Source organism: Solitalea longa, assembly GCF_002920915.1.
Taxonomy (GTDB): Bacteria; Bacteroidota; Bacteroidia; order Sphingobacteriales; family Sphingobacteriaceae; genus Solitalea; species Solitalea longa.
On sequence record NZ_PQVF01000005.1, the window covers coordinates 245533 to 263213 of the forward strand.

The following is a 17681-nucleotide window of genomic DNA, read 5'->3' on the forward strand; positions in this document are numbered from 1 at the left end:
GCAACCACGTAAAAAAAATGCTAAAACATTATTTCTGCGTTAACCTGCATCAAACATCCCTATTTTCCCATTTATCACAATAGATTTTTAGAAGTATATGGCTTATTTATTCACTTCGGAGTCGGTTTCAGAAGGACATCCGGATAAAGTAGCGGATCAGATATCTGACGCTTTAATTGATAACTTTCTCGCTTTTGACCCCGATTCAAAGGTTGCATGTGAAACCCTCGTTACTACAGGACAGGTTGTTCTAGCAGGAGAAGTAAAATCGAAAACCTATTTAGATGTACAGCAGATAACCCGCGACGTTATTCGCAAAATTGGCTATACCAAAAGTGAATATATGTTTGAAGCTAATTCATGTGGTGTACTTTCAGCTATTCATGAGCAATCAAGCGATATCAATCAAGGTGTTGAACGTAAGAACCCTGAAGATCAGGGTGCTGGCGACCAGGGAATGATGTTCGGTTACGCCACCAACGAAACTGAAAACTACATGCCTCTAGCACTTGATCTTGCCCACCAGCTTTTAATTGAACTTGCAGCATTACGCAGAGAAAATAAGGAAATCTCTTATTTACGCCCGGATGCAAAATCGCAGGTGACCATTGAATACTCTGATGACCATAAACCAATTCGAATCGATGCTATCGTCGTATCAACACAGCATGATGAATTTGATACAGAAGAGGTCATGGCGAAAAAGATCAAATCGGACATCATTAATATTTTAATTCCTAGAATCAAGGCTAAACAAAAACAAGAAATTCAAGCCCTGTTTAACGAAAATATTAATTACCATATTAACCCGACCGGCAAATTTGTAATTGGAGGACCTCACGGTGATACCGGCTTAACAGGTCGTAAAATTATTGTAGATACCTACGGTGGCAAAGGAGCTCACGGCGGTGGTGCGTTTTCGGGCAAAGATCCTTCAAAAGTTGATCGTTCGGCTGCTTATGCAACCCGTCACATTGCGAAAAATCTGGTTGCATCAGGTGTTTGTGAGGAGGCTTTGGTTCAGGTTTCGTATGCTATTGGTGTTGCAAAACCAATGGGATTATATGTTAATACTTATGGCTCCTCTAAAGTTGGTTTAACGGATGGCGAAATTGCTCAAAAGCTAAGCGAAATCTTTGACATGCGTCCTTATTTCATTGAAACCCGCTTAAAGCTTAGAAATCCGATTTACCAGGAAACTGCCGCTTACGGACATATGGGTCGTAAAAATGAATTTGTTTCGAAAACGTTCTCTTTGCCTGGCGGTCAAACGCTAACTAAAGAAGTTGAATTGTTTACCTGGGAAAAACTCGATTTCGTAGATAAAATAAAACAAGCCTTCGGCTTATAAAACCTTAAAATCCTCTCGAAATTCGGGAGGATTTTTTTTTGCTATTTTTGCCCCCATGCAAAATCAGGAAAACCCATGGACAACCCTCAGTTCAACTGAACTGTATGATAATCCGTGGATCAATCTTACTGAACACAAAGTCATTAATCCCTCTGGTGGAAATGGTATTTACGGCGTAGTATCTTTTAAGAATTACGCGATTGGTATTATTCCTTATGATACTGAGGGAAATATTTGGCTTGTAGGTCAGTATCGCTATGCAACCAATTCTTACAGCTGGGAGATCCCAGAAGGCGGAGGGCCGCTTAATATTGACCCAATCAAATCGGCTCAAAGAGAATTATTGGAAGAAACCGGCCTAAAAGCTGAAAACTGGGAGCTGTTACAAGAGATGTACCTTTCGAACTCTGTTACTACTGAAAAAGCCTTAATTTATCTCGCCACCGGATTATCACAACATGAGGCCGAACCTGAAGAAACGGAACAGCTAAGTATTAAAAAGATTCCATTTGAGGAAGCCCTTCAAATGGTATTCAACGGTGAAATTACTGACGCTATCACGATTACTGCGCTGTATCGGCTTAAATTACTATTGATCTCTAAATAAAAGAAAATGAAGAAGTTCTTCGGATATATATTATCTCCCCTATTTTATCTTGTTTTTGGTTTATTCCTGGTTGTATTTCATATAATCCAGGTAATTGCATTGAAGGTTTTTGGAAAGAATGCCCATAAAAAATCGGTTGACATCCTTAACTTTTTCTTATTGTACTGTATGTTGATTTTGGGCACGCGCATCAGTGTTAATTTTAAATTTACACCACCAAAAGACAGGCCTATAATTTTCACCGCCAACCACCAAAGCATGTTTGACATACCGGGCATTATTTGGTTCCTGAGAAAGTATTATCCGAAATTTGTTTCAAAAATTGAACTGGGCAAAGGTATTCCAAGTATTTCCTACAACCTGAGACATAGTGGAGCGGCGTTGATTAATCGTAAAGATTCGAAACAGGCGCTTACAGAAATTGCCAAATTGGGCAAACTGATCTCGAGTCATAATTATTCGGTAGCCATATTTCCGGAAGGGACTCGTTCTAAAACCGGAGAAATGAAACGCTTTGCAATTGGAGGTATCAACATTTTGCTTAAAAAAGCACCCAATGCTTTAATAGTGCCTATTGCCATTAAAAATAACTGGAAGGTTAATCAATATGGCAAATACCCTCTTTCTGCGTTTGAAAATGTTAGCTGGACAATCTTGCCAGGAATAGAGTCGAAAGATCGGGAAATTGAAGATGTGGTTCTTGAAGCCGAAACTGCAGTGAAAACAGAGCTGGAGCAAATCAAAATAAACTCCCAAATACTTTAGTAACGCTTAAACAGTAAAGATATTTAATGATAAATTTTAAATGCGGGGCATTATGTTCCGCATTTTTTATTAGATACTAGAAGTGCGTGACTAACCTAGATGATTAATCAACTGAATATCATTATGTTTTATTAATTTAAATTAATCAATAAAGCACTAATGAAACCCTACTTATTAATTCTACCCCTGGCACTCTTATTTTCGGGTGCAAAAAAAACGGTTTTGCCTAAAGAACCTGTGAAAAGTACAATTCCATTTTGTTATGGTTCTGCAAATACTAATCTCACTTTAATTGATTCAGTTCCCCCTATTCTTTATTTAGGTTTAGGGGACTACCATTTTCCCGTAAGTTCAAAAAATGAGATTGCTTCAAAGTATATTGATCAAGGCTTCAAATTATATTACGCCTTTAATCATCCGGAGGCTTACCGCTCATTTAGGGAGGCCGCGCGTCTTGACTCTTCGCTTGCTTTGGCATATTGGGGACAGGCGCTTTGTCTTGGCCCAAACATAAATATGCCTATGGATGATTCAAAAACGCTGACAACTTTTCAATTAATCCAACGAGCCATCCGGTTAAGTGAAAAATCATCGCCTAAAGAAAAAGCGTTTATTAAAGCATTATCAAAAAGATACACCGAGAAGCCCGGAAAAAGGGTAGAACTGGATAATGCGTATGCCTCGGCAATGAGAGTCCTTATAAAAGAATACCCCAACGATGCAGATGCATTAGCATTATGTGCAGAAGCATTAATGGATCTGCACCCTTGGAACTTTTGGAAAAGCAATGGCGAACCTCAGCCTTGGACCCAGGAAATAGTTTCAACGCTTGAGAAGGCGATAGCTATAAACCCTGCTCATATTGGTGCTAATCATTTCTATGTCCATGCACTGGAAGCTTCTCCGATGCCGGCCAAGGCTTTGGGTTCGGCGTCAAAGCTAAGAAGCCTTGCTCCTGAAGCTGGCCATTTGGTTCATATGCCTTCCCATATTTACATTCATATCGGCGAATATGCCGACGGATCTCTTGTAAATAAACAGGCAATAGACATAGACGCTAAAAGCCTAAAAAATGGAATGCAAAGTGTGGCTTACCCCGAGCATAATATTCATTTTTTATATACCACGCTTACGCTTGAAGGCAATAGTAAAGAGGCCTTGCTGTATGCAGAAAAGGTAAAAGAAAGCATTCCGTTTGAGGCATTGAATGACCCTTTATACGGTGGATCGTCACAAAACCTTTATGCATCTCCTTTGTATGCGATGGTAAGGTTCGGCAAGTGGAATGAAATACTTAAACAAAAGGAACCTGCCAGGAAACAACTCCTTTTAAGAGGTATTTATCATTACGCGGTTGGAATGGCGTATGTAAGAACAAACCAACTCGACAGTGTACTAAAACATCACGCGGCATTACTTGGTATTATTTCAAGAAAAGAGGCAGATACAACTGTAGTATGGCAAACTAATACCATTAAAAGACTATTGGAAATCGCCGCAAACGTATTGGAGGGCGAGTTTTACGCCGCTAAGAAAGATTATCCAAAAGCACTCATCCCTCTTCAAAAGGCGGTGAAACAGGAAGAAACTCTTTTTTATGGCGAACCTTCAGATTGGCCAAATCCCGTTAAAAATAATTATGGGGCGGTATTAGTGGAGGCTGGCAGAGCTAAAGAAGCCGAGTCGATCTATAATGCAGCCTTAAAACAATATCCTGAAAACGGATGGTCGTTGATAGGTTTATACAATGCCTTAACAGCTCAACAGAAAACCAACGAATCGGCGGTTGTAAAAAAGAGGTTTGATAAAGCTTTTAAAAATGCTGATATAACTTTAAAAAACTCCCGATTGTAAAAAACTTTATCGATGTGCAACATCTTTAATAATTAATCCGTCTGATAGAAGAACTTATTTACCCTTATTATGAAATTAATAGAAAAAACTCTTACCGCTCTGGCTTTATCGGCCGTTTTAATTGGCTCATCAACTATACTATATGCCACTGACATTAAATCAAATAAAGAAACCAGAGATGTTGTTACCGAAACCAGAAAGGTTACCGGTTTCCATGGAATTAATGTAAGTACCGGAATTGATGTGTTTATTACCCAGGGTACAAGTGAAAAAGTTACTGTAACGGCCAGCAGCAATATTATTGGCAAAATAAAAACGGTGGTAAACAATGGAATATTAGAAATTTATGTAGATAAAACTGGAAAAGACAGTTGGTCGTGGGGCAATGAAACGCGCAAAGTATATTTAACAGTTAAAACGTTGGACGCCATTGTTGCCAACAGTGGCTCTGATGTTTCCACTACTAACCGATTAAAGGCAGATAAGCTTTTTGCCCAATCGTCATCAGGCTCGGACCTTAAACTGGATTTGGATGTAAGAGATTTGATTTGTGAAACATCCAGTGGCAGTGATGCTGAGCTCAGTGGTATTGCCAAATCGTTCAATGTTCAGGCATCTAGCGGAAGTGATGTTAATGCATTTCATTTAACCACCGAGGTGTGCGTAGCAAATGCAAGCAGTGGCTCGGATATCGATGTTACAGTTACAAAACAATTAACAGCAGACGCAAGCAGCGGTGGTGATGTTACCTATAAAGGAAAACCTCAAAAGGTGGTGAAAAACGAATCGAGCGGTGGCGATATTTCTGCTCAATAAACAAAATAACCTTCATCAACATATAACAGGAAAGGTGGCCCAATCAGCCATCTTTTCGTTTTTTATTTAGGCTTGATTACTGTAACCAAGCGACACCTTCTGTCGTCTTATTTTCAAACTAAAACCAACTACTCATATGAATATCACTAAAAAAGCAATAATTGTTTTAACCGTGCTTTGCACTTTACAAATTTCATTCGTTAACTCTTTCGCAGCCAATAGACATACAATCGAGATTGGTGCCAACAAAACCGAAACCAGAAGCGTTTCTGGTTACTTAGGAATACAAGCGCACAATGGCGTTCAGGTATATATTACACAAGGAGCCGCTGAGAAGGTTAGTGTGACGGGCTCAGAGGATGGGTTAAAACGATTAAAAACGGAAGTAAAAAATGGTGTTTTAGACATTTATGTTGAAAGAACAGGATGGTTTTGGTCGGGATGGTCAAATAACAATGAAGTTTTTAAAGTATATGTTACCATTAAAGAAGTAAATTCTCTAATTGCCCACAGTGGAGCAAATATTTATACAACCTCAAAAATAAAAGCTGATAAATTAACTGTTAAAACCCATTCCGGTTCTTATATAAAACTTGAGGGCGACTCAAACGAGCTTACCTGCGAATCTTCAAGTGGCTCGCAGATGGAATTAATTGGCAGCACAAAAAACTTTTCAATTCAAACTTCAAGTGGCAGCAATGTAAACGCTTTTCGCCTGTTAACAGAGACTTGCTCTGCCCAATCGAGTAGTGGTTCTAACGTCGATATAAGCGTAAGCAAACAACTAACGGCTAACTCGAGCAGTGGGAGCCATATTAACTATAAAGGCAATCCAAAAATAGTAAGCAAAAATTCTTCAAGCGGAGGCGAAGTTTCGGCACATTAATTTTCAACTACCTATAATAAGAAAAGCGGCCGAAAGCCGCTTTTCTTATTATAGCTGAAATTGTTGATGTCGATAAGGAATTTCAACATTTTGAAAACCCTGGAGCTGGAGTTTTTCTTTAAATTCTTGCTGTACATCATATTCGCCATGCACTAAAAACACTGTTTTAACCTTTGAAGCATCCTGACAAGAAATGAACCTGGAAAGATCTTTATAATCGCCATGAGCACTTAATGAATCGATCTTGCCAATTTCTGCCCTAACAAAATATTTTGTTCCGAAAATATGAACAACGTCAGGCCTGTTAAGCAATCGTCCGCCCAAGGAGCTCGACTCACAATATCCTACTAATAAAATTGTGTTCTTTGGATCGCTAATGGTATTAGCGATATGGTGCTTCACCCTGCCCGCTTCAGCCATTCCTGAAGCGGAAATAATGATACATGGTTCTTCACTATAGTTCAGCGCCTTCGACTCTTCTATATCCTCAATAAAATGCAAGCCCTTAAAATCAAAAGGATCCCTGTCGAACTTCAGCGTTTGTTCCACATCGCTATTAAAATATTCGGGATAGCTTTTTATAATCCTGGTAGTTTTTTCAGATAAAGGACTATCCACATATACCTTAACCTCGGGCAATTCCTGCAAATTTTCGAGATTGTTTAACAAATACAACAATTCCTGTGTTCGCCCAACGCTAAATGCAGGGATAACGAGTTTTCCTTTCTTTTCGACACAAGTTCTTTTAATATACTTTAAGAGCTCCCTTTCAGTTGGTGCCACATCTAAATGCAAAGAGTTGCCGTAAGTAGATTCGAGAATAACATAATCTGCCTGGGGAAAAACTGCTGGTGATCGTAATATATCCGCCTCATAACGCCCTACATCCCCGCTAAAGGAAATCCGGGTTGACTTATCCCCTTCGTGTATAATCAAGTGAACAGCCGCACTGCCTATAATATGGCCCGCATCGGTAAATAATACTTCCAGTTCATTATCAATTCTTGTCCACCTGTTATACTGAACAGGAACAAAGCGCTCGTAACATTCTTCGACATCTTGCAAGGTATACAGCGGAAACAAAATAGACTTACCCTGTCTTTTACGACGTTTATTCAGAAAGTCGATATCCGATTTTTGAATCCTGGCTGAATCCTGCAACAATAAACGAGCTAGATCAATGGTGGCCGGAGTGCAATAAATCTTACCCGAAAAACCTTCATGGACCAACCGTGGAATTAAACCGCAGTGATCAATATGTGCATGTGACAAAATGAGCACATCAACCTCGCTCGGATTGAATCCAAAGTGCTTATTTAACACCTCGGTTTCTGCACCACCTCCCTGGAACATACCGCAATCAAGCAATATCTGCTTTCCGTTACTGGTTTTTATGAGGTGCTTGCTGCCTGTTACGTTTTGCGCTGCACCATGAAACGTAATGTTCATAGTAGAAAGAATTAAGTTTATTGACGAAGTGGTTTTGGAAACACCGCTAAGCTTTCATGTCCATTCTCATCAACGGATTGAACGGCAAAGAAATAATTGTCTTTTGAATAAGGCAATCTAACTTTGGCATCTGTTACAAAAATCTTCTTTGTCCAAAACGCATCTGTGGTTTCTCTTATTAAAACATAATAACCCTTAGGTTTCTTCCCTGCCGGGGCTCCCCAAACCAGATCAGTAAAGTTAGTCAGTTCTTTTGTTAAAATATTTACGTTCCTCGGTTCCTGAGGGGCAAAGGCCACATTAGCCAATGTGGCTGCATTTACACCCGCTACCTTTTTTAAATAATTAAAATCGACAAAATCTGTTAAATCGCCATAATCCTTACCCCCTTCAGTTCTTATATTTTGATGTTGGCGATCGAAGTTCTCGTTCATTTCGGTAAAACGTATAGCAGCAAAACCCTGATTACTGAAAGGGATATGGTCACCACCGCGTAAGTAGCGATCGCGTCTATAAATCAGCTTCACCTCCATATTTTCCACATAGCGTTCAGCCACTTCCTTTACATAACGGGCAAACTGCCTTGCCGGACTATCATTCTCCCCTCCTGTTTGCTGGCGAACCAAGGTCATCGGTCCGGTTTCTGTTGCCGGGACTCCTTCACTAAATACGCGTAACTTCAAATTATCTTTAAGATCGGTTTCGATACCGTAACTATTGCCTACAATATCATTAGTGATCATGCCTTTCACCTGCCAATTTTCGGCCAATGCCCTTTTTGCGAGATTCCCGGCTCCTAATAAGCCTTGCTCCTCACCTGTAACACAGGCAAAAATGATGGTGGCGCTAAACTTATGTTTACTCATTACTCTGGCTAACTCCATAACCGCAACGGTTCCTGAGCCGTCGTCGTTTGCACCCGGAGCTGTAATGGTATCGTTATTCACATCCGAAGCCCTTGAATCAAAATGCCCAGTAACAATAAAAACACGTTTATCGCTGGTATCAACTCCTGGAAGAATTGCCAGCACATTTTTAATGGTTGTTTTCTTAGTCACACGGCCGCCATCAGGCTCTACAGCAAATGAATCAAATTCAACTTTTAACCGGCTGCCACTTTCTTTGCTGTATTTGGTAAATTCAGAAAATATCCAGTTTCGGGCCGCTCCTATGCCAGTGGTTTTTGATAACGTGTCACTAAATGTATGGCGAGTTTTGAAAGACACCAATTTAATGTTTAAGGCTTTCAAGTTTTCAGAAGACAGTTCATCAACAATTGATTTAATCTCCGGATCCCGGTTAATAATTACCTGTGAAAACGTATTAGAATAGGTTACAAAAAGGCAAAAAACGGCCACAATACACTTTTTCATATCAATCTATATTATTCTAAAACGTTAACTTTTAAGGAAGAGGCAGCATCAGATTGACGCAGAATTTTAATCTCTGCTTTTTGAAAATCATGATCATTTGCTTCATAAATATTCTCTACGAATTTCTGCGGATTGCGGTCGACCAAAGGAAACCATGTGCTTTGAACCTGGATCATTATCTTATGCCCTTTGCGGAAGGTGTGCATTACATCAGGTAGATAAAACTTTACCTGTTCTGTTTTTCCAGGTGTTAATGCTTCAGGTTTTTCATAACTATTGCGATACTTGGCGCGCATTACTTCAGCACGCAGCAACATTTGATATCCGCCAATTTTAACTTCTTTCTTGTTCAATACATAGCTGTTCAAACTATCGGGATAAACATCTATTAGTTTTACGATAAAATCTGCATCGGTTCCGGTAGTAGATACAAAAAGATTGGCATTCAGCGGACCTGCAAGGGTAATTTCCTTATCAAGAACATCTGTTTCGTAAACTAATACGTCAGGCCTACGGCTGGCAAAACGCTGATCATCTATCATATACTCACGCGAACGATTCATTGCTATACCATCTTGGTAGGGCACCGGTTTTTCTGGATCACTGATATAAGTGTCTGCCCCAGTCGTTTCTTTTGGTGCGTCAAAAGACAATTTTCCTTTAGCTCTGAAATAAAGCGTTTTTTCTTTTGCCTCTGCAGGAGGCCATGCCGAATGTTTCTTCCAACTATCGGCACCTATATCAAATGTTAAAGCTTCGGGAATATCAGGATTCCCCTGTCCTTTCAAATAATATAAAAAGAATGGAAGTTCTATGTTTTGCTGGTACCAGGTACTTGTTGTTGAACCGAATTTAATATCACCAAAATAAGAACCATCACTACGGGCCCATCCGCCATGGAACCATGGCCCCATAACCAAGGTATTGGTAATTTTAGGATTATTTTTTTCGATTGATTTATACGTTTCTAAAGTGCCCCAGCAATCTTCGGCATCGAAAAAACCGCCAACAACCAGCATAGCTGGCTTGATGCCTTTTAAATGCTGGCGAATGTCACGTGCTTTCCAAAAAGCATCATAGTTTGGATGAGCCACCAAATCTTTATAAAAAGCCACATTTCCATTAAACACTTCTTTTTCAAGATTTTTTAGGGCCCCCTTTTTAAGATAGAAATCATAAGCGTCAGATGATTTAAATTGGTACCCTTGAGGCCACTCTTTAATCAGTTGCGGGCGAGGTAAGCCAAAAACCGAATAAAAAGAAAACGTATCAAACATGAAAAGAGCTCCATTATGGTGGAAGTCATCTCCTAAAAACCAATTAGTAACAGGTGCCTGGGGTGAAACCGCTTTAATGGCCGGATGTCCAGCCAAGGCAGCCGTGGTTGAATAAAACCCCGGGTAAGAAATACCGTAAACACCAACTTTGCCATTCCCGCCTTTTACATTCTTTATGAGCCAGTCTACCGTATCATACGTATCTGTTGACTCATCAACAGAAGAAGAAATCTTGTCTTTGATTTGTGGGCGAATATTTACATACTCGCCTTCCGACATGAATCTTCCTCTTACATCCTGGTAAACAAATATGAAGCCTTCTCTCAGTGCAAATGAGGATGGGCCTAATGCTGTTTTGTACTTCCCTTCTCCATATGGACCAACAGAATAAGGCGTTCTGTTTAGCAAAAAAGGATAAGCCTTTGACTTATCTTTTGGTGAGTAAACTACAGTAAAAAGCTTTTTGCCATCTCGCATCGCAATCTGGCATTCCTTTTTATCGTAATGATTTATCACAAAAGCCGAATCAGTTTCCTGCGCAAAGAGCCGCCCGGTTATGGAAGCAATTAGAGTAAAGCTAAAAATGAGTGAATAGATCTTCTTCATATAGTTGTGTTTCTCTTTAAAGTAAATATAGCACTGTTCGTAAAAATTCAACCTGAATGAGATGACAAATCAACTATCGAATCAATTTATCGAGATAAAAATTAAAAATTAAGCCTCAAATCATTATAAACTCAACTCATTAAGGAAATACTCCAATCTGAAATTAATTTCAAGCGTAATACTATAGGAAAAGGCAGATTGTTAAATCTGCTTTTTTTATTTCCACCGAGCAACCGTTTCGCAATCAAGTCCGTAATACACAGTAATATATACTGCTCAAATATTGTAAAAGAGCAAAGATCTACACTATTTTTGTTTAGCAGGATAATCTAACTATTAAGAAATCGAGAAATATGCTTTTACTACCATACAAGGCATAATAATTGCCTAAGAACAGGACACTTGGAAAAGGCAAACTCTTAAAACAGCTGTTTCTACCGTTTAAACTTGTATGTATCTAATTAATAAACTCTCAAAGGGATCTCAATTCTCAAGAAATTTTCTGACTTTATTGTCGGGAACAGCCATTTCTCAGGCTATTCCTGTATTAATCAGTCCAATTCTTACCCGTCTATACACTCCTGATGATATTGGAATTTTTGCTATCTATTTCAGTACATCGGGCATACTGTCCATCTTAATAACCGGAAGATATGAACTGGCCGTTTTACTTCCCAAAGAAGAACATCAGGCTAAACAATTAATATGGTTATCAACCATTTTATCCTTTGCTGTCACTGTGTTATTTGTGGTGATTTTGTTTTTTTTCAAAGAGCCCATTGCAGGATTATTAAGCCTGAGCAAAACTTCTAATCTTATTTATATACTTCCCTTTTTAACACTTACCACTTCCCTGTTTCAAATTGTAAGTTATTGGCTAAACCGTAAGAACGATTATACGACCATGGCCCGTGGAAAGGTTTGGCAAAGTGCAGGTATGGCCTTCATTCAAATTGCGTTTAGCTTTTTAGGTGAAATTGCACTGGTTATGGGGCGCTTAATTGGGCAGATCGCAAGCACCGTTTACAGCCTTCCTCAATTGTTAAAAAGGCAAAACTGGAAAAAGCTAAAATTTAACAAACAGGAACTGAAAGAAACCGCCATTGAATATGCCGATTTTCCTAAGTATTCAATGCCAAACTCCTTAGTCAATAACATATCAGGCAGCCTCCCCGTTTTTTTACTTACCCAATACTTCAGCATTACAGCAACAGGATTATTTTCCTGGGCGAGTCGTATCATTCAGGTGCCTATGAGTATGATTACGATGAGCATGCAACAGGTGTTTTTTCAGGAAGCATCAAGAATTAATAATGAAGGAAAAAATCTTTACTCACTTGTAATCCGTACCTACAAGAAATTGTTTTTTATTGCAATTGGACCATACCTGATATTTGGAATTTTTTCGCCGTTCATTTTTCGGATTGTTTTTGGAGCACAATGGGAAGAAGCAGGAGTTTACACACAATACCTTACTCCATGGCTGTTTTTGGTATTTTTAAACTCTCCCATCACTTCAATTATTCCGGTATTAAATAAGCAAAAGCAGTACTTGGTCTTTGAGGTTTTAATTTTAATTATACGTTACATAGCCCTTTTTATAGGCTATAAAGTTTTTCATAGCGTCAACATTTCTATCATACTATACAGCGCTGCAGGATTTTTTTATAGCATATTTTTGTTTTTCTATCTAATCAACCTTGTTAAAAAACAAGCACCTATTTTGAATAAATGAAATGAAAACTCCAACAACACTACGTGAAAATTTTTTACGTCTTTGTTATAAAACAATTGGACGAAAAGAAATGTCATTGTATGATCAGTTTCTTACAAACCAAAACAAATCATACGATGAGTTAGTTTTTGATCAAAATAAACAGCTCAAAAAATTAATTGAATTTGCTTATCGAGAAGTTCCATATTACCATAGCCTATTCGATAAAAACGGTGTAAATCCTACCGATATTAAAACCATTGATGATCTTTACAAGATCCCCGTTTCCACGAAACTTGATATTCGAAATCATATTCATGATCTAAGCCCTAAAAATTTACAAGGGAAATATATAAGTAAAACTACAGGAGGCTCAACTGGTCTTACATTACGCTACAAGATGAGCATTGATTGTGCTTCAAGAGGAACAGCTTTATTATATCGGGGTTGGGGCCTGGCGGGATATGTGCCGGGAGATCCGATCAGTTTTTTTGGAGGAGGATCCTTGGTTGCCAAAAAGAGAACTGCATGGTCGAGAATAGGTAATTTTGCGCAAAACATCTATCAAACCTCGTGCTATGGCCTTACTGAAGAGGATTTAAATACTTACTTCAATAATTTGAAGCATCAACAACCCATATTCATACGAGGTTATCCTACTTCTATAATGATCCTGGCTAAATACATCGATAATCTGGGAGGGTTGGACAAGGTGAGGATTCAACCTATAAAAGGAATATTCTGTACAGCTGAGGTGCTTTTTGATAATCAGCGCCGGTACATCGAAAAAGTTTTTAGGACCACGGTTTATAACCAATATGGATTAAATGATGGAGGCGTATCTGCTTATGAAAATGGAATTATACCCGGCTTAATGATCGATACGGAACGCGCTGTAATGGAATGCGTTGATAAATCAGGTAAAAATCAATTGCATCAGGCAGGGAGTATTGTGGCTACCAGTTTATATAATTATGCTTTCCCTTTTATTAGGTATGATACTGGAGATATTGGGGAGTTTGATGACAGTTATATTAAAACGGGCGGAAACCGTATGCTGCTTAAACAGTTGCTCGGCCGCACTACCGAAGTAATGAAGATTAATGGGAAACTGATCTCGGGTATAATGCTAGCAGCCTGTATATCAGAGGTTGATGTTTTAAACTTCCAGATCATTCATAAAAAAGATGACTCATTAAAGATCATTATTAACCGGGGTGGCGAGTATAATGTTGAACAGGAAAACTTTATACGAAAATCACTTACATCAAATTTGGGTAACATAAGGATTGATTTTGATTATGATGCCAATTTCGTTGAAGGGGGGAACAAGCATAAATTTATATTAAAAGAAAACGCATAACGATACACCCCTATAAAACAAAAGCGGCAGAAAAATAATTCTGCCGCTTTGTTTTATTTATAAACGCTATTAGTGAGCAGCTTTTGCTACCAAATAATCTCTGTTCATGCGGGCGATATTCTCTAAAGAAATTCCTTTAGGACACTCCACTTCACAAGCTCCGGTATTGGTACAGTTACCAAAACCTTCTTTATCCATTTGCTCAACCATGTTTTGAACACGTGAGTAGCGCTCAGGCTGGCCTTGTGGTAATAAGGCTAATTGAGATACCTTAGCTGAAACAAATAACATTGCCGAAGCATTTTTACAGGTAGCTACACAAGCACCGCATCCAATACAAGCAGCTGCCTCAAATGATTTGTCGGCATCTTCTTTAGCAATTGGAAGCGCATTAGCATCTTGTGCATTACCGGTATTTACTGAAATAAACCCTCCTGCGGCAATGATGCGGTCAAATGCTGAACGGTCAACCACTAAGTCTTTGATTACAGGGAACGCAGTAGCTCTCCACGGCTCAACAACTACAGTGTCGCCATCTTTAAAAGAGCGCATATGCAGCTGGCAAGTAGTGATGCCTTCTTTTGGGCCATGTGGTCGTCCGTTAATAAACATCGAACACATACCACAAATACCTTCGCGGCAATCATGGTCGAATGCAATTGGTTCCTGGCCTTTTTCAACCAAGTCTTCATTTAAAACGTCAAACATTTCAAGGAAAGACATATCAGGTGATACATTACTTACCGGATAGGTTACCAACTCTCCTTTTTGTTTTTGATTTTTTTGGCGCCAAACTTTCAGCGTCAAATTCATATTTCCTTCACTCATGATTTTGAGTATTTTTTATGATCAAAGAATAAAGAGCAAAGAACAAAGACTTTATCTTTTGTCTTTGCTCTTTGTTCAGGGCTATCTATTATTTATAACTACGTTGAGCAATTTTGATGTTCTCGTACTTAAGTTCTTCCTTGTGAAGTTCCCAATTACTTTCAGCTTTATACTCCCAGGCAGATACGTAAGCGAAGTTTTCATCATCACGCATTGCCTCCCCTTCTTCGGTTTGGTACTCTTCACGGAAATGGCCTCCGCATGACTCATTACGATTTAATGCATCCTTACACATTAATTCGCCTAACTCAAGGAAATCAGCCACACGACCCGCTTTTTCCAACTCAGGATTAAGCTCATCAGCAGAACCAGGTACACGAACATTCTTCCAGAATTCGGCTTTTAACGCCTGAATTTCAGAAATAGCTTCCGCTAAGCCCGCCGCATTTCTGGCCATACCGCATTTATCCCACATAATCTTACCAAGTTTTTTGTGGAAATAATCTACGGTCTTAGTGCCTTTAATATTCAATAAAGTATCGATCTGAGCCTTTACATTATTCTCTGCCTCAACGAAAGCAGGATGATCAGTAGAAATGGCTTTTGTACGAATTTCGTTTGAAAGATATGCACCGATTGTATAAGGAATTACAAAATAGCCATCGGCCAAACCTTGCATCAATGCAGATGCACCTAAACGGTTTGCACCATGATCAGAGAAATTGGCTTCACCTAATGCATACATACCTGGAACGGTGGTCATCAGGTTATAGTCAACCCAAACACCTCCCATAGTATAGTGAACCGCAGGATAGATTTGCATTGGTTCATCGTATGGATTTACCCCGGTAATTTGTTCGTACATATCGAACAAGTTTCCGTATTTCTCTTTAACAACCGCCTTGCCTAATTCAACGATCTTAGCTGCTGAAGCATCAATACCCTGTTTTGTGGCTTCAATTTTACCGTAACGATCAATTGCCGCAGCATAATCAAGATAAACCGCCTGTCCAGTGTTATTTACACCAAAACCTGCATCACAACGCTCTTTAGCGGCACGCGATGCAACATCTCGGGGAACAAGGTTACCAAAAGCTGGATAACGGCGCTCTAAATAGTAATCGCGGTCATCTTCAGCTATATCATTAGGGCCTTTTTTGCGGGTACGCAAAGCCTCCGCATCCTCTTGCTTTTTAGGAACCCAGATACGTCCATCGTTACGTAATGATTCCGACATTAGGGTCAGTTTCGATTGATGATCTCCTGAAACTGGAATACAAGTAGGGTGAATCTGAGTATAACAAGGATTTCCAAAGAAAGCTCCTTTTTTATGCGCTTTCCAGGCAGCAGTAACGTTACACCCCATTGCGTTGGTTGAAAGGAAGAACACGTTACCGTATCCACCGGTACATAATAACACAGCATGTCCGAAATGACGCTCGAGTTTACCGGTTACCATATCGCGTGCAATGATACCACGGGCTTTATCGTCAATGATTACCACGTCCAACATTTCGTGACGGGTATACATTTTAACTGAACCCATACCTACTTGGCGCTGTAAGCCCGAGTAAGCACCCAGTAACAACTGCTGACCGGTTTGTCCGGCAGCATAGAAAGTACGTTGAACCTGAGTTCCACCAAACGAGCGGTTACTCAACAATCCTCCGTACTCACGGGCAAAAGGAACACCAGATGCAACACACTGGTCGATGATGTTACCACTTACCTCCGACAAACGATGAACGTTTCCTTCACGGGCACGGTAATCACCTCCTTTAATAGTATCGTAGAACAAACGGTAAACACTATCACCGTCGTTTTGATAATTCTTAGCTGCATTGATACCACCCTGTGCAGCAATTGAGTGCGCACGGCGGGCCGAATCCTGGTAGCAGAATACTTTTACTTTGTAACCCATCTCTGCCAATGAAGCAGCAGCTGAGGCACCAGCCAAACCTGATCCAACAACTATAATTTCAAGGTTACGCTTATTTGCAGGGTTTACCAATGGAACGGTTGAACGGTATTTTTTCCATTTTTCCGCCAATGGTCCTTCAGGTATTTTTGAATCTAAAGCCATATGATGATCAGTGTTTACTTGTTAATAACGAAATGAACATATAAAGGCATCAAAGCGAACAATACAGGAACGATGATAGAGTACCATATTCCAATAGCTTTAATAGCCGGGGTATATTTGTAATGATTTAATCCTAAGGATTGGAATGCACTTTGGAATCCGTGCATTAAGTGATACGATAACGAGATCATAGCTAGTACATAAACTGCAACAATGATAGGGTTGCTGAATATGATTTTCATTTGAGCAAACATATCATGAGTGCCGGCCACTGTTCCTTCAGGAATTCCACCCCAAATGCCAAAACGAGCCTCAACCCAGAAATGACAAAGGTGAATAATTAAGAACATCAATATTAATGTTCCCAATAAACCCATTGATCTTGAATACCATTTGCTGTTAACATTTGAACCAGATACTGCGTATCCTTCAGGACGGGCCGCCTTATTGGCACGTGTTAATACAACAGATTGAACAATGTGTAAGATGATACCAGCGAATAGTACAAACTCCATTGATCGGATCAACCAGTTAGTGCCCATAAAATGAGCCGCCGTATTAAATAGCTCACCCGAACTATCTAAGAAAACCATTGCGTTAACCCCGACGTGCACTATTAAAAATGTGATTAGGAAAATGCCTGTGATGCCCATCACAAACTTTCGCCCCAAGGATGATGTAAAAAAAGATGAAGAACTACTCATTTTTA

The 17681-nt window shown here is 39.4% G+C and carries 14 protein-coding genes; 8 read left to right on the forward strand and 6 right to left on the reverse strand.

All coding sequences use genetic code 11. The annotated features are described in order from the left end of the window. The first annotated feature begins 97 nt into the window (after window positions 1-97). The 6 genes from metK (at window position 98) to C3K47_RS08565 (ending at window position 6279) form a co-directional block, all read left to right on the forward strand. On the forward strand, window positions 98-1351 hold the full coding sequence (gene metK, locus C3K47_RS08540; protein ID WP_103788703.1) for a methionine adenosyltransferase: 1254 nt from the start codon (window positions 98-100) through the stop codon (window positions 1349-1351). A gap of 55 nt (window positions 1352-1406) precedes the next feature. Beyond that, window positions 1407-1958 (forward strand): NUDIX domain-containing protein, encoded by a 552-nt coding sequence (locus C3K47_RS08545; RefSeq protein WP_103788704.1) that lies wholly within the window; start codon window positions 1407-1409, stop codon window positions 1956-1958. A 6-nt stretch (window positions 1959-1964) separates the two neighbouring features. Further along, window positions 1965-2723 (forward strand): lysophospholipid acyltransferase family protein, encoded by a 759-nt coding sequence (locus tag C3K47_RS08550; protein ID WP_103788705.1) that lies wholly within the window; start codon window positions 1965-1967, stop codon window positions 2721-2723. Window positions 2724-2882: 159 nt separating this feature from the next. Next, the gene (locus tag C3K47_RS08555; RefSeq protein WP_103788706.1) at window positions 2883-4577 is read left to right on the forward strand and encodes a tetratricopeptide repeat protein; all 1695 of its coding nucleotides are present in this window, start codon (window positions 2883-2885) and stop codon (window positions 4575-4577) included. Between the two features lie 69 nt (window positions 4578-4646). Beyond that, entirely contained in the window at window positions 4647-5393 is a 747-nt protein-coding gene (locus C3K47_RS08560) for a head GIN domain-containing protein (RefSeq protein WP_103788707.1), read from the forward strand. Between the two features lie 136 nt (window positions 5394-5529). Further along, a complete protein-coding gene (locus tag C3K47_RS08565) occupies window positions 5530-6279 on the forward strand; it encodes a head GIN domain-containing protein (protein ID WP_103788708.1) in 750 nt (249 codons plus the stop codon). Between the two features lie 48 nt (window positions 6280-6327). Here C3K47_RS08565 and C3K47_RS08570 read toward each other — a convergent pair whose 3' ends face one another. The 3 genes from C3K47_RS08570 to C3K47_RS08580 are packed head-to-tail and all read right to left on the reverse strand — an operon-like array spanning window position 6328 to window position 10984. Next, window positions 6328-7728 (reverse strand): MBL fold metallo-hydrolase, encoded by a 1401-nt coding sequence (locus C3K47_RS08570; RefSeq protein WP_103788709.1) that lies wholly within the window; start codon window positions 7726-7728, stop codon window positions 6328-6330. A 17-nt stretch (window positions 7729-7745) separates the two neighbouring features. Further along, window positions 7746-9101, reverse strand: coding sequence for a M20/M25/M40 family metallo-hydrolase (locus C3K47_RS08575; RefSeq protein ID WP_103788710.1), 1356 nt, complete (start codon window positions 9099-9101; stop codon window positions 7746-7748). Between the two features lie 11 nt (window positions 9102-9112). Then, a complete protein-coding gene (locus C3K47_RS08580) occupies window positions 9113-10984 on the reverse strand; it encodes a CocE/NonD family hydrolase (RefSeq protein WP_103788711.1) in 1872 nt (623 codons plus the stop codon). A gap of 451 nt (window positions 10985-11435) precedes the next feature. On the opposite strand from C3K47_RS08580, the gene C3K47_RS08585 reads away from it, so the two are divergent. Beyond that, window positions 11436-12719 carry a lipopolysaccharide biosynthesis protein gene (locus tag C3K47_RS08585; RefSeq protein WP_103788712.1) on the forward strand — a complete coding sequence of 428 codons (1284 nt, stop codon included), beginning with the start codon at window positions 11436-11438 and terminating at the stop codon, window positions 12717-12719. Window position 12720: 1 nt separating this feature from the next. Beyond that, window positions 12721-14061, forward strand: a complete 1341-nt coding sequence (locus C3K47_RS08590; protein ID WP_103788713.1) for a phenylacetate--CoA ligase family protein — start codon at window positions 12721-12723, stop codon at window positions 14059-14061. A gap of 69 nt (window positions 14062-14130) precedes the next feature. Here the strand turns inward: C3K47_RS08590 and C3K47_RS08595 are convergent, their stop codons facing one another. From C3K47_RS08595 to C3K47_RS08605, 3 genes are all read right to left on the reverse strand, one after another. Then, on the reverse strand, window positions 14131-14889 hold the full coding sequence (locus tag C3K47_RS08595) for a succinate dehydrogenase/fumarate reductase iron-sulfur subunit (RefSeq protein WP_103788714.1): 759 nt from the start codon (window positions 14887-14889) through the stop codon (window positions 14131-14133). Between the two features lie 88 nt (window positions 14890-14977). Continuing rightward, window positions 14978-16972, reverse strand: coding sequence for a fumarate reductase/succinate dehydrogenase flavoprotein subunit (locus tag C3K47_RS08600; RefSeq protein WP_103788715.1), 1995 nt, complete (start codon window positions 16970-16972; stop codon window positions 14978-14980). A gap of 14 nt (window positions 16973-16986) precedes the next feature. Beyond that, on the reverse strand, window positions 16987-17676 hold the full coding sequence (locus C3K47_RS08605; RefSeq protein ID WP_103788716.1) for a succinate dehydrogenase cytochrome b subunit: 690 nt from the start codon (window positions 17674-17676) through the stop codon (window positions 16987-16989). Window positions 17677-17681 lie beyond the last annotated feature (5 nt).